The sequence below is a fragment of the Pseudothioclava arenosa genome, assembly GCF_002358085.1.
In the GTDB taxonomy this organism is placed as follows: Bacteria; Pseudomonadota; Alphaproteobacteria; order Rhodobacterales; family Rhodobacteraceae; genus Pseudothioclava; species Pseudothioclava arenosa.
Genome location: NZ_NTJD01000006.1, coordinates 19,102 through 40,451, shown reverse-complemented (window position 1 = coordinate 40,451; position 21,350 = coordinate 19,102). Strand labels below are relative to the sequence as shown.

Genomic DNA, 21,350 nt, shown 5'->3' with positions numbered 1-21,350 from the left:
ACTGTTAGAATTCGTAACATTCTCGAAAAAATCAGGAAATGTTTGACGTCGACCTTGCTCCCGTGACGCAATGGGCGACAGAGGAATCGCCCCAAGGCGGTTGGCGCCGCAAAAAGGCGCGAGGGAGGAAACATTGGCAGACGCAATCGCGGCAGGCAAAGACCTGCAGTCGATTCCCGCGCTTCTGGCCCGGAACGTTCAGCGTTTCGGAGGCCTTCCGGCGTATCGGGAAAAAGAATTCGGGATCTGGCAGAGCTGGACCTGGGCCGAGGCGAATGAAGAGATTCGCGCCATGGCGATGGGCTTCCTGTCGGTCGGCGTCGAGCGTGGCGATCATATCGCGATCATCGGCCGGAACCGTCCGCGGCATTACTGGGCCATGGTTGCCGCACAGATGTGCGGCGCGGTCCCGGTGCCGCTTTATCAGGACGCCGTGGCCGAAGAGATGGCCTATGTGCTTGAGCATTGCGGCGCGCGCTTTGTCGTCTGCGGCGATCAAGAGCAGGTCGACAAGGTCGTCGAGATCGAGGACCGCATCCAGTCGATCCAGCACGTGCTGTATACCGACCGTCGCGGCATGCGGAAATACGACCATTCCCGCATGAACGCGCTCGAAGACATCCAGGCCGAGGGCCGCGCGGGCCACTACCGCTTCGAGGCCGAGATCGAGGCGCGCATCGCCGAGCTCGATTACGACTCGACCTGCGTGATGCTGTATACCTCGGGCACCACCGGCAAGCCCAAGGGTGTGGTTCTGTCGAACCGCAACATCATCGAGACCGCCAAGAACTCGGCCGAGTTCGACCATCTCGCGCAGGGCGAAGAAGTTCTCGCCTATCTGCCGATGGCCTGGGTTGGCGACTTCATCTTCTCGGTCGGCCAGGCGATGTGGTCGGGCTTTACCGTGAACTGCCCGGAATCGGCTGCCACGATGATGACCGACCTGCGCGAAATCGGCCCGACCTATTTCTTCGCGCCGCCGCGGGTTTTCGAAGGCCAGCTCACGCAGGTGATGATCCGCATGGAAGACGCGGGCGACCTCAAGCACGGGCTGTTCAAGTATTTCATGGATTTCGCCAAGACCAAGGGCGAGACCTATGGCATGCCGAAGCTGCGCACCAAGCGCTCCAAGCCGACGCTGCGCCGCCGTGTCCGCTGGGCCTATCGCTTCATGATGGGCATCGGCTTCGCGATCGAGACGCTGGTCGAGAACGCGATCCGTCTGGCGCTGGTCAAGCTGCGCCACCCGATCCACACGCGCGAGCACTTCAAGGCGCGCGGCCCGCTGCTCAATATCTATCCGCAGCCGCTGCGTGACTATTTCACCTATCGCACCGGTGAAGTTCTGGTCTACGGGCCGCTCAAGAACACGCTCGGGCTGAGCCGCATCCGCGTGGCCTATACCGCCGGCGAGGCGATCGGCCCCGAGATCTTCGACTTCTATCGTTCGCTGGGGATCAACCTGAAACAGCTCTACGGCCAGACCGAGGCGAGCGTGTTCATCACCCAGCAGCCCGATGGCGAAGTGCGCTCCGACACGGTCGGCGTGCCGAGCCCGGGCGTCGAGTTGAAGATCGGCGATAATGGCGAGGTCTATTACCGCAGCCCCGGCACCTTCGTCGAATATTACAACAACCCCGACAGCACCGCCTCGACCAAGGACCCCGAGGGCTGGGTGGCGACCGGGGACGCAGGCTTCTTCGAGGAAGGCTCGGGGCACCTGCGCATCATCGATCGCGCCAAGGACGTGGGCAAGCTGGCTGACGGGCGGCTGTTCGCTCCCAAATACGTGGAAAACAAACTCAAGTTCTACCCCAACATCCTCGAGGCTGTTGTCTTTGGCGCGAACAAAGACCGTTGCACCGCGTTCATCAACATCGACCTGAACGCGGTCGGCAACTGGGCGGAACGCAACAACATCGCCTATGCCTCCTATCAGGAGCTTGCCGGCCATCCGCGCGTCTACGACATGATCCGCAAGCATGTCGAAGAGGTGAACGAGAGCGTCGCGCAGGACCCGATGCTGTCGGGCTGCCAGATCCACCGCTTCCTGATCCTGCACAAGGAACTGGATGCCGACGACGGCGAGATGACCCGCACCCGCAAGGTGCGCCGCAATATCGTCGCCGAGAAATTCGCCGATCTGATCGAGGCGCTCTATGACGGGCGCGACAGCATCTACACCGAGACCGAAGTGACCTACGAAGACGGTCGCAAAGGCTCGATCAAGGCCACGCTGAGCATCGCCGATGCCCGCGTGTTCGGTGAAACCACCAAGACCCCGGAGGCCGCGGAATGAACGACATGACCGATGGCTATATGACCGCCGACGGCCGCAAGATCGGCGGGGTCGTGATGGAGCTGAAGAACATCACGCTCAAATTCGGGGGCGTGACCGCGATCAGCGATATCTCCTTCGACATCCGCGAAGGCGAGATCCGCGCGATCATCGGCCCGAACGGCGCGGGGAAATCCTCGATGCTGAACGTGATCTCGGGCTTCTACATCCCGACCGAGGGCGAAGTCTGGTATCGCGGCGCGCGGCGCCCGCAGATGCGCCCCTACAAGGTCGCGCAGATGGGCATCGCCCGCACCTTCCAGAACATCGCGCTGTTTGACGGGATGTCGGTGCTCGACAACATCATGACGGGCCGCCTGACCAAGATGAAAAAAGGCCTCTTCGCGCAGGCGGGCTGGTGGTTCACCGGCGCTGCGAAGGAAGAGGACGAGCATCGCGCCAAGGTCGAGAAGATCATCGACTTCCTGGAAATCCAGAACATCCGCAAGACGCCGGTGGGGCGCCTGCCCTACGGCCTGAAAAAGCGGGTCGAGTTGGCCCGCGCGCTGGCGGCGGAGCCGAGCATCCTGCTGCTCGACGAGCCGATGGCCGGGATGAACGTCGAGGAAAAAGAGGACATGTGCCGCTTCATCCTTGATGTGAACGACGAGTTCGGCACCACCACCGTGCTGATCGAACACGATATGGGCGTGGTGATGGATCTGTCCGACCGCGTCGTGGTGATGGACTACGGTCGCAAGATCGGTGACGGCCCGCCCGACGAGGTGCGCAACAACCAGGATGTGATCGACGCCTATCTGGGGGTCGCCCATGACTAAGTTCGCATCCCAACTGACTTGCCTGAAACCGACGAGCCCGTTCCAGAAGGAGGCCCGCCATGCCTGATCAACTTCTCTTCGCGTTGGAAGTCACCGCGAACGGCCTGATGGCCGGGGTGATGTATTCGCTGGTGGCTCTGGGCTTCGTGCTGATCTTCAAGGCCTCGGGCATCTTCAACTACTCGCAGGGTGTGCTTGCGCTGTTCGCGGCGCTGACGCTGGTCGGCATTCAGGAAGGCCAGGTGCCCTTCGCGCATCTGATCAACGCCGTTACGGGGCTGCATGTCACCGAATTCGGCTGGAAGGTGCCCGCGCTGCTGGCGATCCTGCTGACCGCTCTGGTCATGGTCGGTCTTGCGATCATCATCGAGAAACTGGTGCTCAAGCATCTCGTGAACCAGGAGCCGATCATCCTGTTCATGGCGACGATCGGCATGGCCTATTTCCTCGAAGGCTTCGGGGATGTGATGTGGGGCGCCGATATCAAGACGCTCGATGTTGGCCTGCCGCAGGGCATCAACGAGACCCTTGAGTCGGTCACGGACAAGGCTCTGGGCTATGGTTTCTTCGTCGACAACCTCGATATCGTGGCCACCGTGGTGGCGGTGATGCTGGTGACGGCGCTGACGCTGTTCAGCCAGTACTCCAAGCAGGGCCGCGCGCTGCGCGCCGTGGCCGACGACCACCAGGCCGCTCTGTCGGTCGGGATCTCGCTGCGCTTCATCTGGGTTCTGGTCTGGTCGATCGCGGGCTTCGTGGCGCTGGTTGCCGGCATCATGTGGGGCTCCAAGTCGGGGGTTCAGTTCTCGCTCTCGCTGATCGCGCTCAAGGCGCTGCCGGTGCTGATGCTGGGGGGCTTTACCTCGATCCCGGGTGCCATCGTCGGCGGTCTGATCATCGGTGTGGGCGAGAAACTCTTTGAGTTCTTCGCCGGGCCACTGATCGGGGGCGCAACGGAAAACTGGTTCGCCTATGTGCTGGCGCTGGTGTTCCTCGTGTTCCGTCCGCAAGGCCTGTTCGGCGAAAAGATCATCGAGCGGGTGTGAGGATGGGCATGCAACAGACGCTGCACAATATCGCACCGCGCGAGGCTCTGATGGGCGCTAACATTTCTCTTGATTGCGCAGAGGCGCTGCGACATTCTGACGCGGTTGCGGCCATGATCGGGTTGGGAGGCCCGGGTCGCGACGCCAAGGAACCGCAGCGGCCCGCACTGGCCGCACAAGGGAACGGGAGGCCCTTCGGTCATGAAAACCTGCGCAATGGTCTTTACCATCGGATGGGGGGCGGCGCTCGCCTTCGGCTGGATCGCCCTTGCGGCGCCGGCAAGCGAGCCGGGCTCGCTTCAGACGTTCAACATGTTGCTGGCGGCGATGGGCGCCGGGGCGGGGCTCTGGTCCTGGCTCAGGATCCGGCGCGGCTGCTGACGGGGGAACGCTCCTTCCCCCGCACCGATAAAGGGGGGAGGAACTGATGTTCTACCGCGAGGCTGGTGATTTCAAAACGTCCTATCGCCTGGACAGCCAGACGTTTCCGATCAAGTTCGACCGTCTGCGCTTCTACGCGGTTCTGGCGATCGCCTACGGGGTCATTCCGTTCTTCGTGAATGACTACTGGGCCAGCGCCGTTCTGGTGCCCTTCCTGATCTATTCGATCGCGGCCATCGGGCTGAACGTGCTGGTCGGCTATGCCGGGCAGGTGAGCCTCGGGACCGGCGGCTTCATGGCTGTGGGCGCCTATGCCGTCTACAAGCTGATGACCGCCTTCCCCGAAGTCTCGGTCTTCATCCATGTGTTGCTGGCCGGTGGCATCACCGCCGTCGTGGGGGTTCTGTTCGGCCTGCCGTCGCTGCGTATCAAGGGTTTCTACCTCGCGGTGGCGACGCTGGCGGCGCAGTTCTTCCTGGTCTGGCTGTTCAACAAGGTGCCGTGGTTCTACAACTACTCGGCCTCGGGGCAGATCAACGCGCCCGACCGGACGGTCTTTGGCGTCTTCGTCACTGGCGCCCAGACCTCGGCCACGGCGAAATACCTGTTCTGCCTTGTGATGCTGACCATCGTCGCGCTGATCGCCCGCAACCTGACGCGCGGCACCATCGGGCGCAAATGGATGGCCATTCGCGACATGGACATCGCCGCCGAGATCATCGGGGTGAACCCGCTGACCACCAAGATTTCGGCCTTCGCGGTCAGCTCCTTCTTCGTGGGCATCGCGGGCGCGCTGTTCTTCGCGGTCTATCTCGGCGCGGCGGAGGTGGGCGAGGCCTTCGGCATCCAGAAATCGTTCCTGATCCTGTTCATGGTGATCATCGGCGGTCTGGGCTCGATCTTCGGTAGCTTCGCCGGTGCGGCCTTCCTGGTGCTCCTGCCGGTGCTCCTGAAGAACGTGCTGGTCGGCACGCTCGGCTGGCCCACTGACCTTGCCGCCCATATCGAACTGATGATCGTGGGCGCGCTGATCGTGATCTTCCTGATCGCGGAACCGCATGGCCTCGCGCAACTGTGGCGCGTCGCGAAAGAAAAACTTCGGCTCTGGCCCTTCCCGCACTAAGCGGGCAGGCCGCCCAATATCCAAGACCGGAAAAATCCGGCCGACACCACCAATCGTTCCTGGGAGGAGAACCCTATGAAGAAAACCTTTGCTGCACTCGTGGCCGCCGCGATCACCGCGACCGCCGCCCCGGCGATGGCCGAACTGGTCGTCCCGAACCTGAGCTACCGCACCGGGCCCTATGCCGCGAACGGCATCCCCTATGCGGATGGCTTTGCCGACTACATGACGCTGCTCAACGAGCGTGACGGCGGCATCGGCGGCGAGAAGGTCGTCGTTCCGGAATGCGAGACCGCCTACAACACCGAGAAGGGTGTGGAGTGCTACGAGGCCACCAAATCGGACGGCGCTCTGGTCTACAACCCGCTCTCGACGGGCATCACCTATCAGCTGATCCCGAAGGTCACCGCCGACCATCACGTGCTGTACACCCCGGGCTACGGCCGCACCTCGGCCGCCAACGGCAAGGTGTTCGAATGGGTGTTCAACTACCCGGCGAACTACTGGGACGGCGCCTCGATCATCGTGAAATACCTCGCCGAAAAGGCGGGTGGCTCGCTCTCGGGCAAGAAGATCGCGCTGGTCTACCACAACTCCGCCTATGGCAAGGAGCCGATCCGCACCCTCGAGGAACTGGCCAAGAAAGAAGGCTATGAGCTCGAGCTGCTGCCGGTCGATCACCCCGGCCAGGAGCAGAAATCGCAGTGGCTGCAGATCCGCCGCAACAAGCCCGACTATGTCATCATGTATGGCTGGGGCGTGATGAACCAGGTCGCGATCCAGGAAGCCGTGAACATCAAGTATCCGATGGAGAACTTCGTCGGCATCTGGTGGTCGGGCTCCGAAAACGACGTGGCGCCGGCTGGCGACAAGGCCAACGGCTACACCACGATTTCGTTCCACGGCACCGGCGCGGACTATCCGGTCTATGACGACATGAAGAAATTCGTCATCGACGCGGGCAAGGGCGCGGGCGCGGGCGATCAGGTCGGCACCATGCTCTATTCGCGCGGCATGTATGCGGCGATGATCATCTCGGAAGCGATCCGCACCGCGCAGACCATGCACGGCGCCGCAGCGGTTTCGCCGGAGCAAGTGCGTGACGGCTTCGAGAACCTGAACCTGACCGAAGAGCGTCTGACCGAGCTTGGTCTGCCGGGCTTCGCGCAGCCGATCACCGCGACCTGTGCCGACCACGGCGGCCCGGGCTCGGGCATGCTGTTCAGCTGGGATGCGGCCGGCAAGAAGTGGAACGCTGCTTCGGACTGGATCCAGTCGGATGGCGAACTGATCGACGCGCTCGTGGCTGAAGACTCGGCGGCTTTCGCGGCCGAGACCAACACCGCCGAACGCTGCAACTAAGCTGTTTCCCGGCCCGGGGGCTGCCCTCGGGCCGGGCCCAACGCCAAGAGGTGACCCATGCTTGATGCCACCCCGCAAGACCAGACCGAAGCCCTGCTTGAGGTCAACAATATCGAGGTGATCTACAACCACGTGATCCTCGTGCTGAAAGGCGTCAGCCTTCAGGTGCCGAAGGGTGGGATTACCGCGCTTCTGGGCGGCAACGGTGCGGGCAAGACGACGACGCTCAAGGCGGTGTCGAACCTGCTGAAATCCGAACGCGGCGAGGTCACCAAGGGCAATATCGTCTATCGCGGTGAGCGCGTGCAGGACATGTCGCCCGCCGATCTGGTCCGCAAGGGCGTGATCCAGGTGATGGAGGGGCGCCACTGCTTCGAGCACCTTACCGTCGAGGACAACCTGCTGACCGGTGCCTACACGCGCACCGATGGCCGCGCCGAAATCGCGCGCGACCTCGAGATGGTCTACAACTATTTCCCGCGTCTGAAAGAGCGCCGCAAATCGCAGGCGGGCTACACCTCGGGCGGTGAGCAGCAGATGGTCGCGATGGGCCGCGCACTGATGTCGCGCCCCGAAACGATCCTGCTCGATGAACCCTCGATGGGTCTGGCGCCGCAGCTGGTGGAGCAGATCTTCGAAATCGTGAAAGCGGTGAACGAGGGCGAAGGCGTGACCTTCCTGCTCGCCGAGCAAAACACCAACGTCGCGCTGCGCTATGCGCATTACGGCTACATCATGGAATCCGGCCGGATCGTGATGGACGGGCCCGCCGCCGCGCTGCGCGAGAATCCTGACGTTAAGGAATTCTATCTGGGCATGTCCGACGAAGGCCGCAAGAGCTTCCGGGATGTGCGCAGCTACCGTCGCCGTAAGCGCTGGCTTGCGTAAGTAACTTATTGAAAAGAAACGATTGCTGCGCAGCATTAACTGTCGCGGCACTGGGCCGGTGTGCCTGATTTAGACAGGGGACGAGCCATGGGGCGCTACTTTGACGATCTCGAAACCCGCTCGGCGGATGCGCGCGAAGCGGCTCTGGCGCAGGATCTGCCGAAGGTGATTGCACGGGCGCTCACCGCGCCGGGACTGCGCGCCCATCTCGGCGATGTCGACCCGGCAAGTATTACCTCGCGCGCCGCCTTGGCAAAGCTGCCGGTGCTGCGCAAATCGGATCTGGGTGCGGCCCAGAAGTCGGCTGCGCCCTTCGGCGGCCTGACAACGAAGCCCGCCCATGCCTTCGCCCACATCTTCCAATCGCCTGGCCCGATCTATGAGCCGGGTGATGTCAGCCGGGATTGGTGGCGGCTGGGGCGGTTTCTCCATGCCTGTGGTGTGGGCGAAGGCGATATCGTTCAGAACTGCTTTGGCTATCACCTGACGCCTGCCGGCATGATCTTTGAAAACGGCGCGCGAGCGGTGGGGGCGGCCGTGCTGCCCGCCGGCACCGGTCAGACCGAGCTTCAGGTCCGTGCCGCCGTCGATATCGGCTGCACCGTCTATGCGGGCACCCCGGACTATCTCAAGGTGATCCTCGACAAGGCCGAGGAGATGGGCGAGGGCCTGTCCTTCGCGCGTGCCGCCGTCTCGGGCGGCGCCCTGTTCCCGAGTCTTCGCAAGGAATACGCCGATCGCGGCATCCAGTGCCTGCAATGCTACGCCACTGCCGATCTGGGCAATGTCGCCTATGAATCTGACGCGATGGAGGGGATGATCGTCGACGAGGGTGTGATCGTCGAGATCGTGCGCCCCGGCACCGGCGATCCTGTTCCCGCGGGTGAGGTTGGCGAAGTTGTCGTGACCACGCTCAACCCCGATTATCCGCTGGTGCGCTTTGCCACCGGCGACATGTCGGCGGTGATGGCGGGCGAAAGCCCCTGCGGCCGCACCAACATGCGGATCAAGGGCTGGATGGGGCGCGCTGACCAGACCGCCAAGATCAAGGGCATGTTCGTGCGCCCCGAGCAGGTTGCGGCTTTCGTTGCGGCCCATCCTGAGGTCGTGAAAGCCCGGGTCATCGCGACGCGCGACGGCGAGATGGACGCGATGACCGTGCAGATCGAGACCGAGGCGACCGAGGCGGATCGCTTCGGCGCGGGTATTGTCTCGGCGCTCAAGCTCAAGGGCAAGATCGAGCTTCTGGCGCCGGGCAGCCTGCCCAACGACGGGCTCGTGATCGAAGATCAGCGCAAATACGATTGAAAAAGAGGGGCCTCGGCCCCTCTTTCCACCTCCCGCTTCATCGAGCGAAAAATACTCCGGGGGTGAGGCGCGGAGCGCCGAGGGGGCAGAGCCCCCTGCACCCTTACCGTTGCATGACGTAGGAGCCGGGCGCCGCGCCCAGAGACGGGTGCTTGGTGCCGCCCGGTTTCGGCGGGGCCACCTGCGCGCCCGAATGGATGCCGAGCCATTTGTCCCATTCGGTCCACCACGACCCCTCTTTCTTCGGGTGCGTTTCCAGCCAATGGTCGGGGTCCATGTAGCGTGCGCCGGCGGGGCGGTGCCCGATCCGGTAATGGCGCTTGGCATGCCCCGGCTCCGACACGATCCCGCCATTGTGGCCGCCCTTGGTCAGCACGAAATGCAGGTCTCCATCGGTGAAGAGCTTGGTCTTGTAGACCGATTTCCACGGCGCGATGTGGTCGGATTCGGTGCCCACGATGAACAGCGGCACCTTGATGTCTTTCAGCGCGATCACCCGCCCGTCGACCGCAAAACGCCCCGCCGTCAGGCGGTTTTCAAGGAACAGCGAGCGCAGGTATTCCGCATGCATCCGCGCGGGCATGCGCGTCGCATCGGCGTTCCAGACGCCCATGTCGGTGGGCATCTCTTCGATCCCCATCAGGTAGCGGCGCACGGCGCGGGTCCAGACGAGGTCTTCTGCCCGGATCGCGCGGAAGGCGCCCGCCATCTGCGACTGATCGAGGTAGCCCTGTTCCCACATCATATCGCTGAGGAAGGCGACCTGGCTTTCGTCGACGAAGAGCAGAATCTCACCGGCCTCGGTGAAATCGGTCTGTGCCGCCAGCAGCGTGATCGTCGCCAGCCGTTCGTCCCCGTCGCGCGCCATCGTTGCCGCCGCGATCGAGAGGATCGTGCCGCCTAGGCAATAGCCCACGGTATGCACCTTGGTGTCGGGCACCACGTCGCACACGACGTCCAGCGCCTCCATCACGCCGCGCTTGCGGTAATCTTCCAGCGACAGCTCGGCCTGCTCAGCCGTCGGGTTGCGCCACGAGATCGCGAAGACGGTATGGCCCTGACCGACCAGCCAGTTGATCAGCGAGTTCTGCGGCGAGAGATCGAGAATGTAGTATTTCATGATCCACGCCGGCACGATCAGCACCGGCTCGGCCTGCACCTTCTCGGTCTGCGGCGCGTATTGGATCAGTTCGAACAGCTCGTTGCGATAGATCACCTTGCCCGGCGTGCAGGCGATGTCATGGCCGACCTTGAAGCCCTCGGGGGCGGGGGGCGGCTCGTGGCTGGCGATCTCGACGATATCGGCGAACATCATCGCCGCCCCGTCCATCAGCGCCTGGCCATTGGTCGACTTCAGCCGCGCGATGATCTCGGGGTTGGTCAGCGGGAAGTTCGAGGGCGAGGCCACGTCAAGCGCCTGACGCGCCATGAAATGCACGCGCTCGGCGCTGTGATGATCGAGGCCCGGGATGTCATGGGTCGCATCTTCCCACCAGTCGAGCGTGGCGAGGAACGCCTGTGACCAGACGTTGAACGGCGCGGAAGCCCAGTCGGGATGGCGGAAACGATGATCGTAATCGGGCGCCTTGAACGGCGGGGCCGACCCCGGCTGCAGCGCATAGGACCAGAGCTTGGCCGAGCTGGCCACGGCCTTTTCCGCCAGTTCCATCTGGCGACCGGGCGCACGCACGAGATGCAGCGCCCAGTTTGCGACCGAGGAGCTCGTCGCATAGGGTGAAATCCCGCCCGTCAGTTTCGCGAGCCCCGCACGCAACGTGCGGTCGATATTGCGATGCGGATGCGGGTTCGGGTTTTCGTTGATCGGAGCGGCGGGAATCGCCATCGGGCGATTCCGTTGGGTCTTGTCAGTCACGGCGTTCATGCGGGCCTCGCAAATTATGCGTTTTCCCGACACGTTATACAGCAGATGGTAACAGGACGTTGACGTAAATCAGATTGACGCTGCGTTGCGGCATATTTTTGCCGGTGCGGGGCTGACGCCGGATGCATTCGCCTCAATCCTGAGCAGCGAGGCCCAAAGAAAAGGCCGCCTGAGCATTGCTCGGCGGCCTTTTCTTTTACTGCTCGGTCAGCCTCAGCCCTGACGGGCTTTGAAGCGACGCTGCGTCTTGTTGATCACGTAGACGCGGCCCTTGCGGCGCACGATCTGGCAATCGCGATGACGCTGCTTGAGCGAGCGGAGCGAGTTGCGGACCTTCATGGTCTTTCTCCTAGTCGCGGCGCGCGTGCGCCTTGAAAAACAATGCCCCCGCGCAAGCCGGGGGCGGCGAATTGAATGGTGGGCGGTACTGGGATCGAACCAGTGGCCACTACGATGTCAACGTAGTGCTCTACCGCTGAGCTAACCGCCCACTGACCGTTCGAATCTTTTCCGATCGCACGCGCGAAAGGCAAGAACCGCTTCGGTTCGGGGGTCTATAAAAGGAGTCGGGGCGGCTTTCAAGAGGGTTTTGAGCGGAAAAAACTCGTGTAAGCTGCGGCAATTGCCGAGGAAGCTCCATGCCCGCCCCCGCCGCGAACTTGTTGCCTTATACCCTGAGCCTGCCGACGCGGCAAAGCGCTGCGCTGGTCTTTGGTTCGCCGCATTCCGGGGCGGACTATCCGCGCGTCTTCACAGAGGCCTCGGTTCTCGACGAGATCGCCCTGCGCTCCTCCGAGGATGCCTATGTCGATCGCTTGCTGGCGGGGGTGGCCGAGCATGGCGCGCCTTTGCTCGCGGCGCGCTATCCGCGCGCCTATGTCGACCTGAACCGCGCCGAGACCGAACTGGATCCGGCGGTGATTCACGGGCTGGGCCGGGGTGTGCGCAGTGCGCGGGTGGCGGCGGGCCTTGGGGTCATCCCGCGGGTCGTCTCGGGTGGCCGCGCGATTTATCGCGGCAAGATGCCCCTGGCCGAGGCCGAGGCGCGGATCGCCGCGATCTGGCGCCCCTATCACGCGCGGCTCGACAGGCTTCTGGCCGAGACCCGCGCGCAATTCGGTCGCGCCGTCCTGATCGACGTGCATTCCATGCCCAGCGAGGCGTTGTCGGGGCTTGGCGCCGCGCGGCCCGAGATCGTTCTGGGCGATCGCCATGGCAAGGCCGCGAGCCCTGCGGTCACCGCTGCGGTTGCCGAAGCGTTCCGTCAGGAAGGGTTTCGCGTTGCGCTGAACGCGCCTTTTGCCGGGGCCTTCATTTCCGAGCGCTACGGCCTGCCCGAGGCGAATCGTCATGTCGTTCAGGTCGAGATCGACCGCAGCCTCTACATGGAAGAGGCGAGCCTGCGCCCGCGCGCCGATTTCGCGCAATTCGTGCACCGGATCGACCGGGTCGCCGCGCGCCTGTGCCGTGCCGCAACGCCCGGACAGCAGCTCGCCGCAGAGTAATCAGGGTTTCTTCTGGCCAAGCCCGCGCCCGGTGCGGATCGCATCGGGGCCGAACCGCGCCCGGATCGCATCCGCCGCCCGCTCGGCGCCCGCGCGGCGCGGGGCCTGCGGGTCGAGCAGGTCGCCGACCGGGTCGCGCCCGTCCGCCGGCGTCAGCACCGAATAGCCGATCCCGATCAGACGGAACGGCCCTGCCTCGGGCACGCCCGCCAACAGCGCGCGCCCCTCGCGAAACAGCGTGTCGGCCAGTTGGCTCGGCTCTTCCAGCGTCATCTGCCGCGACAGCGCCGAAAAATCAGCCCGCCGCAGCTTGAGCGTGACGACGCGCCCCGCCAGCCCCTTGGCTTTCATCCGCCCCGAGACTTTTTCGGCCATGTGCCACAGATGCCCGAGCAGCGCCTCGCGATCGGCGATGTCCTGGTTAAAGGTCGTCTCGTTCGACACCGATTTGATCGGTTCGTTCGGGTTGACGCGGCGCGTGTCCTCGCCATGCGCCAGATGCCAGAGCCGCGCGCCCTGGCCGCCAAAACGTTTTAGCATCTCGTCGCGGCTGAGGCGCCGGATATCGGCCAGCGTGCGCAACCCCGAGCGCCCCAGCGCCGCGCGTGTGGCCGACCCCACGCCCCAAAGAATCGACACGGGTTTGTCGCGCAAAAATGCCTCGGTATCGCCGCGCCCGATCACCGAGAATCCGCGCGGCTTGTCGAGATCCGAGGCGATCTTGGCGAGGAACTTGTTATGCGAGAGCCCGACCGAGGCGGTGACGCCGATTTCCTCCTCAATCGCACGCACCAGCCGCGCCATCTGCAAGGCGGGCGGCGCGTGATGCAGCTTTTCCGTGCCCGACAGGTCCAGAAACGCCTCGTCAAGCGAGAGCGGCTCAATCAGCGGCGTCAGCGCCTGCATCCGCTCGCGGATCTGGCGTGAAACCTGCGCGTAATAGTCGATGCGCGGCGGCACGATCACCGCATCCGGACAGAGCTTCTTCGCCTGAAACATCGGCATGGCAGAACGCACGCCGGAAATCCGCGCGATATAGCAGCAGGTCGTCACCACGCCCCGCGTGCCCCCGCCCACGATCAGCGGTTTCGCGGCCAACTCGGGATTGTCGCGTTTCTCGACCGTGGCATAGAAGCTGTCGCAATCGAGATGCGCGATGGGCAGCGAGAACAGCTCGGGATGGGCGAGGATTCGCGCGCGCCCGCAGGCAGGACAGCGCGGCGGCGCGTCCTCGAAGCAGGTCAGGCAATCTCGGCAAAGAGCAGGCATGGCGCGATCCTAATCCACCGGTTCGCCCCGCGCGAGGGGGCTCCGCCCCCGGCCTGCGGCCTCCCCCGGAGTATTTGAAGCTCGATGAAAGGGCTTTCACTGAGCGGGAAATACTCTCGGGGGGTGAATTGCCCGCAAAGGGCAAGAGGGGGGCAGAAAGCCCCCCTCTCTGTGGTTAGTGCACAGCGGCGTCCGCGGGTTTTTCGCGGGTGCTGGCCGAGGTGCGGCTGCCCACGATCAGCCCGTCGGGCCCGGCGCTGACCTTGACGGTCTCACCGTCCTTGACCTCGCCGCCGAGGATCAGCTCGGCCAGCGGGTCTTGCAGCGCGCGCTGGATCACCCGCTTGAGCGGACGCGCCCCGAACACCGGGTCGTAGCCCTCGTCGGCGAGCCAGAGTTTCGCGGCCTCGTCGAGATCAAGCGCGATCTTGCGCGCGGCAAGGCGTTTCTCCAACCGGCGCAGCTGGATCGTGACGATCCCGTCCATGTTGTCACGGTTGAGGCGATCGAAGATGATCGTCTCGTCGAGACGGTTCAGGAACTCGGGCCGGAAATGGTGGCGCACGGCCTCCATCACCTCGGCGCGGGCCTGACCCGAATCCGCGCCCTCGGGCAGTTGGCTCAGCGCCTGGCTCCCAAGGTTCGAGGTCAGCACGATCAGCGTCTGCTTGAAGTCCACGGTGCGGCCCTGACCGTCGGTCAGTACCCCATCATCGAGCACCTGCAACAGCACGTTGAACACATCCGGATGCGCCTTTTCGACCTCGTCGAAGAGCACGACCTGATAGGGCCGGCGCCGCACGGCTTCGGTCAGCAAACCGCCTTCGTCATAGCCGACATAGCCCGGAGGCGCGCCGATCAGCCGGGCGACCGCGTGTTTCTCCATGAATTCCGACATGTCGATGCGCACCATCGCGGTGTCGTCGTCAAAGAGATATTCGGCCACCGCCTTGGTCAGCTCGGTTTTCCCGACGCCGGTCGGGCCGAGGAACAGGAAGCTGCCCAGCGGACGGTTTTCGTCGTTCAGCCCGGCGCGGGCACGGCGCACCGCGTTCGACACCGCCTTGATCGCGGCATCCTGCCCGATCACGCGACGATGCAGTTCTTCCTCCATTTTTAGGAGTTTCTCGCGTTCGCCTTCGAGCATCTTCGAGGTCGGGATGCCGGTCCAGCGTTCGACCACCTCGGCGATCTGCTCGGGGCGGACGGCCTCTTCGACCATCATCTCGGTATCGCTGCCCTCGATCTCGGCGAGCTGTTTTTCCAGCGCCGGGATGCGGCCGTATTGCAGCTCGCCGGCGCGGGCAAAATCGCCCTCGCGCTTGGCCTGATCGAGCTGGGCGCGGGCCTGATCGAGCTGTTCCTTCACGGTGCGGTCGGATTCGAGCTTGTCGCGCTCGGCCTGCCATTTCGCCGTCATCTCGGCGGCGCGCTGCTGCTGGTCGGCCAGATCGCGTTCCAGCGTTTCCAGCCGGTCCTTCGAGGCCGCATCGTCTTCCTTCTTCAGCGCCTCGGCCTCGATCTGCATCTGCAGGATCTGACGATCGAGCGCATCGAGCTCTTCGGGCTTCGAATCGACCTCCATGCGCAGCCGCGACGCGGCCTCGTCGACAAGGTCGATCGCCTTGTCGGGCAGGAAGCGGTCGGTGATGTAGCGATGCGAGAGCGTCGCCGCCGCCACCAGCGCCGAGTCGGAGATGCGCACGCCGTGGTGCAGTTCGTATTTCTCCTTGATGCCGCGCAGGATCGAGATCGTGTCTTCGACGGTCGGCTCCTCGACCATCACCGGCTGGAACCGGCGTGCCAGCGCCGCGTCTTTCTCGACATATTTGCGGTATTCATCAAGCGTGGTGGCGCCGACGCAATGCAGCTCACCGCGCGCGAGCGCCGGTTTGATGAGGTTCGCCGCATCCATCGCGCCGTCCGATTTGCCCGCGCCGACCAGAGTGTGCATCTCGTCGATGAAGAGGATGATTTCGCCGGCCGCGGCCTCGATCTCCTTCAGGATCGCCTTCAGGCGTTCCTCGAATTCGCCGCGGTATTTCGCGCCAGCAATCAGCGCGCCCATGTCGAGCGCCAGGAGTTTCTTGTTGCGCAGGCTCTCGGGCACGTCGCCGTTGATGATGCGCAGGGCAAGGCCCTCGGCGATCGCGGTTTTGCCGACGCCCGGTTCCCCGATCAGCACCGGGTTGTTTTTCGTGCGGCGCGACAACACCTGCATCGTGCGGCGAATTTCATCGTCGCGCCCGATGATCGGGTCGATCTTGCCCTCCTCGGCGGCCTCGGTCAGGTCGCGGGCGTATTTTTTCAGGGCTTCCATCGTGTCCTCGGCGCTGGCCGAATCGGCGGTGCGGCCCTTGCGGATATCGTTGATCGCGGTGTTGAGCTTCATCGCGGTGACGGCACCGGCATCCAGCGCGTCCTTGGCGCGGGTGTTCACTACCGAAAGCGCGGTCAGGATGCGTTCAACCGGCACGAAACTGTCGCCTGCCTTTTTCGCGATCTTCTCGGCCTCGTCGAGCACGCGCACGACGCTTTGGTCGATATAGACCTGCCCGGCACCGCCCGAAACCTTGGGCAGTTTCGCCACGGCCGCCTCGACCGCCTCGACCACGCGTTGCGGCTCGCCGCCCGCGCGGCGGATCAGGTTGGCCGAGAGACCCTGATCGTCATCCATGAGTGCCTTCAGCAGATGTTCGGGCACCACTTGCTGGTGGCCTTCGCGCATCGCGATGGTCTGAGCGGCCTGAAGGAAACCGCGCGACCGCTCCGTGAACTTCTCCATGTTCATCGGTTCTCTCCTTTTTCTAAGCCCCCGGAAAATTGCGCCGCCCTCGAAAGGCACGGGATCGCTGGCCGGGTCTTGAGACCGAGATGGGGAGGCGGGGCGGGCGGTTCAAGAGGAAATGCCGCGGCAAAATGGGCGCTTTCTCCCCGTCGCGGCATTGCCCGCTGGCCTTGACGCGCCACCCCCAAGATGTGCAAAGGGAGGGGATGCCAAAGGAGCCGCCGATGTCTGAATTTCTGCCCGCCGATGACCGCCTGATCCTTGCCCTTGATGTGCCCAACGCGCTTGCCGGGCTCGATCTGGTCGAGAAACTGGGCGACAGCGTGTCGTTCTACAAGATCGGTCTGGGGATGCTGACGGGGGGCGGGCTGGCGCTGGCCAATGAGCTCAAGCAAGAGATGGGCAAGCGCATCTTCCTCGACATGAAATTCTTCGACATCGGCGCGACGGTGGAAAAAGCGGTGCGCGGGATCGCGCAATATGACCTCGATTTCCTGACCGTGCATGGCGACCCCTACGTGGTGAAGGCCGCGAAAGAGGGGGCTGCCGGGAAAGACCTCAAGATCCTCGCGGTGACGATCCTGACCTCGCTCGATCGTGCCGATCTGGACGGGGCGCTGATCCGCGAGGGCGCGATCGCCGATCTGGTGACGGAACGCGCGGGTCGGGCCTTTGCGGCGGGCGCCGATGGCGTCATCGCCAGCCCGCGCGAGGCCGAGATGATCCGCGCACTGCCCGAGGCCGAGGGCAAGCTGATCGTGACGCCGGGCGTGCGCCCCGCAGGCGCGGCGCTGGGCGATCAGAAGCGGGTGGAAACGCCGGCGTCGGCACTGCAGGCGGGGGCGGATCACCTCGTGGTGGGGCGCCCGATCTGGCAGGCCGAAGATCCGCGCGCGGCGGCGCAGGCGATCCTGCACGAGATCGCGGGCATCTGAGGCGCGCTGCGCCTCAGTTTTCGTTGATGTCGGTGTCCCAGACCTTGGTCTGACTGCTCTGCACGCCGACAAAACGGCGCAGCCCGATCCAGGCGATCAGCGAGAACACCGCAAAGACAAACAGCATCGGGGCGAGCGAGCCGCCCAGAAGCCCCGCCCAGATCAGCACGCCAACCACGACCGCGCCAACCGCAAAACCCAGCAGGATGAAGCCCGGCAGGAGCATCTCCAGCCCGGCCAGAACGACACCGGCCACGATCCAGACCCAGGGTTCTTGCCAGAGGATCATTTCGCACCTCCGCGCAGGAGCGTGAAGGCATCGGTGAATGCATCCAGCGCGGCGGCGGGCAAGAGAACCGTCTGCTTGCCATTGCCCTGCGCCACATCCGAGAGCGCCTCGACCTGTTTCATCGCAATCTGGTATTGCGCGGCCTCAAGCCCGTTCTTGGCGATCGCCTCGGCGATAACTTGCGTCGAATAGGCCTCTGCCTCGGCCAGAACGCGTTTCGCCTTGGCTTCCTGCTCGGCGGCATACAGTTCGCCATCGGCGGCCAGCTCGACGGCACGCTTCTTGCCCTCGGCCTCGGTGACCTGCGCACGGCGGGCGCGTTCGGCATTGAGCTGTTGCAGCATCGCCGCCCGCGTCGCCTCGTCGAGGTTCACGTCGAGGATCTCGGCGCGGGTCACTTCGATGCCCCAGTCATCGACCATCGCCGCGACCTGCTCGCGCACCTTGGCGATCAGCTGGGCGCGGTTCGATTGCACCTCGTCCAACTCCATCATGCCGATCTCGGAGCGCACGATCCCGGCGACGGTGGTGGCGATCGCGGCATCGACATCGCGAATCCGGTAGACCGTCTTTTCCGGCTCGGTGATGCGGTAGAAGACCGAGGTTTCGACCTTCACCAGCACGTTGTCGGCGGTGATCGCGTCTTGCATCGCGTTGGGCAGCTGGCGTTCGAGGATCGAGATCTTGTGGCGCACGACATCGAGGAAGGGCACGATGAAGTTGATGCCGGGGCCGAGCACGACGCGCAGGCGCCCAAAGCGTTCGACCACGTGCTTCTCGGATTGCGAGACGATCCGCACGCCGAGGAAAATCGAGAGGATGACAAAACCGGCAAGCGCCAGAAGGACCGCGTTGCCGCCGATAAATTCAGAAATCATGACTTACTCCCCATCATTCCCCTCAATATTGGGGGGACTGGCGGGGATGGAAAGGCTCAATCAGGGCTCTGGTTCAGAAATTTCCAGCCGATCAGCGTGGCCACGACCACGACGGCCCAGCCGCCCGGGCGTGAAAACAGAAAGATCGCGAGCGTGAGCGCCAGCCCGAAGAGACGGGTCGTCGCGGCGGTCGCGGCGCCGAAAATCAGGCCGAGCATCGGTTACAACCTCGGGCCAAAGCGGCGCCAGAGCCAGATCAGCGCCATCGAGCCGAGCACCGCGCCGATCAAGCCGCCGATCCAGCCGGACATCATGAAGAGGCCGCGCAGCACGAAGCCGCCGACCAGCGCGCCAGCGATGCCGATCGCCATGGTGGTGGGAATGTCGGTTTCGATCTTCATCAGCCGCGTGGCGAGGAAGCCCGCAGCGAGGCCGATCACGATCAGGGCGATGATGTTCATGATGCGCTCCTTTGGGAGGATGATGCGCCTTCGGGCGGGGGAAGGAAAGGGGGCGCTGCCCCCGGCCTGCGGCCTCCCCCGGAGTATTTCGGACTCGATGAAATCAGGAGAGGGTCTCGGGCAGGTTCAGGCCCTTGAGGATTTCGGCGGCGGGCATCGGGCGTTTGCCCTCACGCTGCGCGTCGAGGATTGCCAGCGCGCCGGTGCCGCAGGCGAGGGTGAAGCCGCCGAGCACCTCTCCGGGGGCGCCACTGCCTTCGGCGGGGGCCGCGCGCAGGAGTTTGACCCGCTCGCCCGCGATCTCGCACCAGGCGCCCGGGAAGGGCGAGAGCCCGTTGATCTGGTGGATCAGCTCGGATGCGGGGCGCGACCAGTCGATCCGGGCCTCGGCCTTGTCGATCTTGTGGGCGTAGGTGACGCCCTCTTCGGGTTGAGGCGTGCGGGGCAGCGTCTCGACCCCGTCGAGCGCCTTGAGGATCAGCGCGGCGCCCATTTCCGAGAGGCGGTCGTGTAGTTCGCCGGTGGTTTCGGTGGCCTCGATCGGCGTGGTCTGGCGCAAGAGCACCGGACCGGTGTCGAGCCCCGCCTCCATCTGCATGATGCAGATGCCGGTTTTCGCGTCGCCCGCCATGATCGCGCGGTGGATGGGGGCCGCACCACGCCAGCGCGGCAGGAGAGAGGCGTGGATATTGAGGCAGCCGTGTTTCGGCGCATCCAGAACCGCTTGCGGCAGGATCAGCCCATAGGCCACGACCACGGCGACATCGGCCTGCAAGGCCGCCAGATCGGCGCGGTCGGCGTCGGCTTTGAAATTCAGCGGCGTGCGCACCGGCAGGCTGAGCTCAAGCGCTTTGGCATGCACCGGCGAGGGGCGTTCTTTCTTGCCGCGGCCGGCGGGGCGCGGCGGCTGTGAGTAGACGGCGACGACCTCGTGCTGCGTGGCCAGAGCTTCGAGCACCGGCACCGAGAAATCGGGCGTGCCCATGAAAATCACGCGCATCAGCGGCTCCCTTTTTGCCCCGAGCCCTTTTTCGACTTCTGCACCAGCATCTTGCGGCGCAGCGGGCTGAGATGGTCGAGATAGGTCTTGCCGTTCAGATGGTCGATCTGGTGCTGAACGCTGGTCGCCCAGAGGCCGACGAAATCGCGCTCTTCCACCGCGCCCTGATCGTTCAGGAAGCGCACGGTGACGGCGCGCGGGCGCTCGATCGTGGCCCAGACGCCGGGCAGGTTGGGCGAGGCCTCGTCATGCTTGCGCATCTGCACCGAGGCATGGATCACCTCGGGGTTGGCCATGCGCACGGCCTGGCCGCGCTTTTCCGAAGCATCGACCACGGCGAGGCGCATCATGATCCCGATCTGCGGCGCGGCAAGGCCCACGCCGGGCATCGCCTCCATCGTCTCGATCATGTCGTCCCAGATCATCCGCACGGTTTCGGTGATCGCGGTGACCGGCTCGGCGGCTGTGTGCAGGCGGCGGTCTTCGTAGGGAATGAAGGGGCGGGTGGCCATCAGGCCTCCTTGGTGCGGGCACGCTCACGTTTGAGCTTTTCCATCTTACGGGTGATCATCGAGCGCTTCATCGCGCCGAGATAATCAATGAAGAGCTTGCCGTTGAGGTGGTCGAACTCATGCTGCGCGCAGGTCGCCCAGAGCCCGTCGAACTGTTCCTGATGGATCTGCCCGTCGAGGCCGAGCCACTGCATCCGCACCTCTTTCGGGCGGGTCACCTCGGCATATTGTTCGGGGATCGAGAGGCAGCCCTCTTCGTAGACATTGGTCTCTTCCGAGGCCCAGGTGATCTCGGGGTTGATCAGCACCATCGGCTCGGGGGCGGCATCCTTTTCCTTGACGCAATCCATCACGAAGACGCGCTTGAGCACGCCAACCTGCGGCGCGGCGAGGCCGACGCCGGGCGCGTCATACATCGTCGCCAGCATGTCATCGGCGAGCTTGCGGATCTCGTCGTTCAGCTCGGAGACCGGCTCGCAGAGTTTCTTCAGCCGCGGGTCGGGATGGATCAGGATCGGTCGAATGCTCATGCCCGGTGATGTAGGCGAAAGCCCCGCTTCGCGCAATGGGCGCAGGGGATTGTGCCATAGACAATTCCGTATTTGC

Annotated in this window: 21 protein-coding genes and 1 tRNA gene; 10 read left to right on the top strand and 12 right to left on the bottom strand. The window is 64.3% G+C overall.

Features of this window, described 5'->3' with window-relative positions; all coding sequences use genetic code 11:
• Positions 1 to 133 precede the first annotated feature (133 nt).
• The 8 genes from CLN94_RS08990 (at position 134) to CLN94_RS08955 (ending at position 9,225) form a co-directional block, all read left to right on the top strand.
• On the top strand, positions 134 to 2,299 hold the full coding sequence (locus CLN94_RS08990) for an AMP-binding protein (protein ID WP_245845161.1): 2,166 nt from the start codon (positions 134 to 136) through the stop codon (positions 2,297 to 2,299).
• Positions 2,296 to 3,117, top strand: a complete 822-nt coding sequence (locus tag CLN94_RS08985; RefSeq protein ID WP_096433369.1) for an ABC transporter ATP-binding protein — start codon at positions 2,296 to 2,298, stop codon at positions 3,115 to 3,117. Before CLN94_RS08990 ends, CLN94_RS08985 begins: the two co-directional genes overlap by 4 nt.
• Before the next feature lie 59 nt (positions 3,118 to 3,176).
• Entirely contained in the window at positions 3,177 to 4,163 is a 987-nt protein-coding gene (locus CLN94_RS08980; RefSeq protein WP_096433367.1) for a branched-chain amino acid ABC transporter permease, read from the top strand.
• Between the two features lie 201 nt (positions 4,164 to 4,364).
• A complete protein-coding gene (locus CLN94_RS08975; RefSeq protein WP_096433365.1) occupies positions 4,365 to 4,544 on the top strand; it encodes a hypothetical protein in 180 nt (59 codons plus the stop codon).
• A 46-nt stretch (positions 4,545 to 4,590) separates the two neighbouring features.
• Positions 4,591 to 5,667: a branched-chain amino acid ABC transporter permease gene (locus tag CLN94_RS08970; RefSeq protein WP_096433363.1), complete on the top strand. Its 1,077-nt coding sequence runs from the start codon at positions 4,591 to 4,593 to the stop codon at positions 5,665 to 5,667.
• A 75-nt stretch (positions 5,668 to 5,742) separates the two neighbouring features.
• Positions 5,743 to 7,029 (top strand): ABC transporter substrate-binding protein, encoded by a 1,287-nt coding sequence (locus CLN94_RS08965; RefSeq protein WP_096433361.1) that lies wholly within the window; start codon positions 5,743 to 5,745, stop codon positions 7,027 to 7,029.
• 57 nt (positions 7,030 to 7,086) lie between these two features.
• Entirely contained in the window at positions 7,087 to 7,917 is an 831-nt protein-coding gene (locus CLN94_RS08960) for an ABC transporter ATP-binding protein (protein WP_096433359.1), read from the top strand.
• 87 nt (positions 7,918 to 8,004) lie between these two features.
• Positions 8,005 to 9,225 (top strand): phenylacetate--CoA ligase family protein, encoded by a 1,221-nt coding sequence (locus tag CLN94_RS08955; RefSeq protein ID WP_096433357.1) that lies wholly within the window; start codon positions 8,005 to 8,007, stop codon positions 9,223 to 9,225.
• A gap of 103 nt (positions 9,226 to 9,328) precedes the next feature.
• Here the strand turns inward: CLN94_RS08955 and CLN94_RS08950 are convergent, their stop codons facing one another.
• From CLN94_RS08950 to CLN94_RS08940, 3 genes are all read right to left on the bottom strand, one after another.
• Positions 9,329 to 11,107: a PHA/PHB synthase family protein gene (locus tag CLN94_RS08950; protein WP_096433355.1), complete on the bottom strand. Its 1,779-nt coding sequence runs from the start codon at positions 11,105 to 11,107 to the stop codon at positions 9,329 to 9,331.
• 213 nt (positions 11,108 to 11,320) lie between these two features.
• Positions 11,321 to 11,446 carry a type B 50S ribosomal protein L36 gene (gene ykgO / locus CLN94_RS08945; protein ID WP_096433353.1) on the bottom strand — a complete coding sequence of 42 codons (126 nt, stop codon included), beginning with the start codon at positions 11,444 to 11,446 and terminating at the stop codon, positions 11,321 to 11,323.
• Positions 11,447 to 11,522: 76 nt separating this feature from the next.
• A tRNA-Val gene (locus CLN94_RS08940) sits at positions 11,523 to 11,597 on the bottom strand.
• A 148-nt stretch (positions 11,598 to 11,745) separates the two neighbouring features.
• Between CLN94_RS08940 and CLN94_RS08935 the strand changes: the two genes are divergently transcribed.
• The gene (locus CLN94_RS08935) at positions 11,746 to 12,612 is read left to right on the top strand and encodes an N-formylglutamate amidohydrolase (RefSeq protein WP_096433351.1); all 867 of its coding nucleotides are present in this window, start codon (positions 11,746 to 11,748) and stop codon (positions 12,610 to 12,612) included.
• Here CLN94_RS08935 and CLN94_RS08930 read toward each other — a convergent pair whose 3' ends face one another.
• Both CLN94_RS08930 and clpB read right to left on the bottom strand, forming a co-directional pair.
• The gene (locus CLN94_RS08930; RefSeq protein ID WP_096433349.1) at positions 12,613 to 13,881 is read right to left on the bottom strand and encodes a DNA polymerase IV; all 1,269 of its coding nucleotides are present in this window, start codon (positions 13,879 to 13,881) and stop codon (positions 12,613 to 12,615) included. It abuts the gene before it with no gap.
• A gap of 175 nt (positions 13,882 to 14,056) precedes the next feature.
• Complete coding sequence (gene clpB, locus CLN94_RS08925) at positions 14,057 to 16,672, bottom strand: ATP-dependent chaperone ClpB (protein WP_096433347.1); 2,616 nt, start codon at positions 16,670 to 16,672, stop codon at positions 14,057 to 14,059.
• 221 nt (positions 16,673 to 16,893) lie between these two features.
• Between clpB and pyrF the strand changes: the two genes are divergently transcribed.
• Positions 16,894 to 17,604 carry an orotidine-5'-phosphate decarboxylase gene (gene pyrF / locus CLN94_RS08920; RefSeq protein ID WP_096433668.1) on the top strand — a complete coding sequence of 237 codons (711 nt, stop codon included), beginning with the start codon at positions 16,894 to 16,896 and terminating at the stop codon, positions 17,602 to 17,604.
• 13 nt (positions 17,605 to 17,617) lie between these two features.
• On the opposite strand, the gene CLN94_RS08915 is transcribed toward pyrF, so the two are convergent.
• From CLN94_RS08915 to def (CLN94_RS08890), 7 genes are all read right to left on the bottom strand, one after another.
• Positions 17,618 to 17,893, bottom strand: coding sequence for an NfeD family protein (locus CLN94_RS08915; RefSeq protein WP_342744542.1), 276 nt, complete (start codon positions 17,891 to 17,893; stop codon positions 17,618 to 17,620).
• Positions 17,890 to 18,771: an SPFH domain-containing protein gene (locus CLN94_RS08910; protein ID WP_096433345.1), complete on the bottom strand. Its 882-nt coding sequence runs from the start codon at positions 18,769 to 18,771 to the stop codon at positions 17,890 to 17,892. Before CLN94_RS08910 ends, CLN94_RS08915 begins: the two co-directional genes overlap by 4 nt.
• Before the next feature lie 56 nt (positions 18,772 to 18,827).
• Complete coding sequence (locus CLN94_RS13995; protein ID WP_179300276.1) at positions 18,828 to 18,989, bottom strand: hypothetical protein; 162 nt, start codon at positions 18,987 to 18,989, stop codon at positions 18,828 to 18,830.
• Between the two features lie 3 nt (positions 18,990 to 18,992).
• Complete coding sequence (locus CLN94_RS08905; protein WP_096433343.1) at positions 18,993 to 19,232, bottom strand: GlsB/YeaQ/YmgE family stress response membrane protein; 240 nt, start codon at positions 19,230 to 19,232, stop codon at positions 18,993 to 18,995.
• Positions 19,233 to 19,335: 103 nt separating this feature from the next.
• Positions 19,336 to 20,232 carry a methionyl-tRNA formyltransferase gene (gene fmt / locus CLN94_RS08900; protein ID WP_096433341.1) on the bottom strand — a complete coding sequence of 299 codons (897 nt, stop codon included), beginning with the start codon at positions 20,230 to 20,232 and terminating at the stop codon, positions 19,336 to 19,338.
• Positions 20,232 to 20,744 (bottom strand): peptide deformylase, encoded by a 513-nt coding sequence (gene def, locus CLN94_RS08895; RefSeq protein ID WP_096433339.1) that lies wholly within the window; start codon positions 20,742 to 20,744, stop codon positions 20,232 to 20,234. The genes fmt and def (CLN94_RS08895) overlap by 1 nt, the downstream gene beginning before the upstream one ends.
• On the bottom strand, positions 20,744 to 21,274 hold the full coding sequence (gene def, locus CLN94_RS08890; protein WP_096433337.1) for a peptide deformylase: 531 nt from the start codon (positions 21,272 to 21,274) through the stop codon (positions 20,744 to 20,746). Before def (CLN94_RS08890) ends, def (CLN94_RS08895) begins: the two co-directional genes overlap by 1 nt.
• Positions 21,275 to 21,350 lie beyond the last annotated feature (76 nt).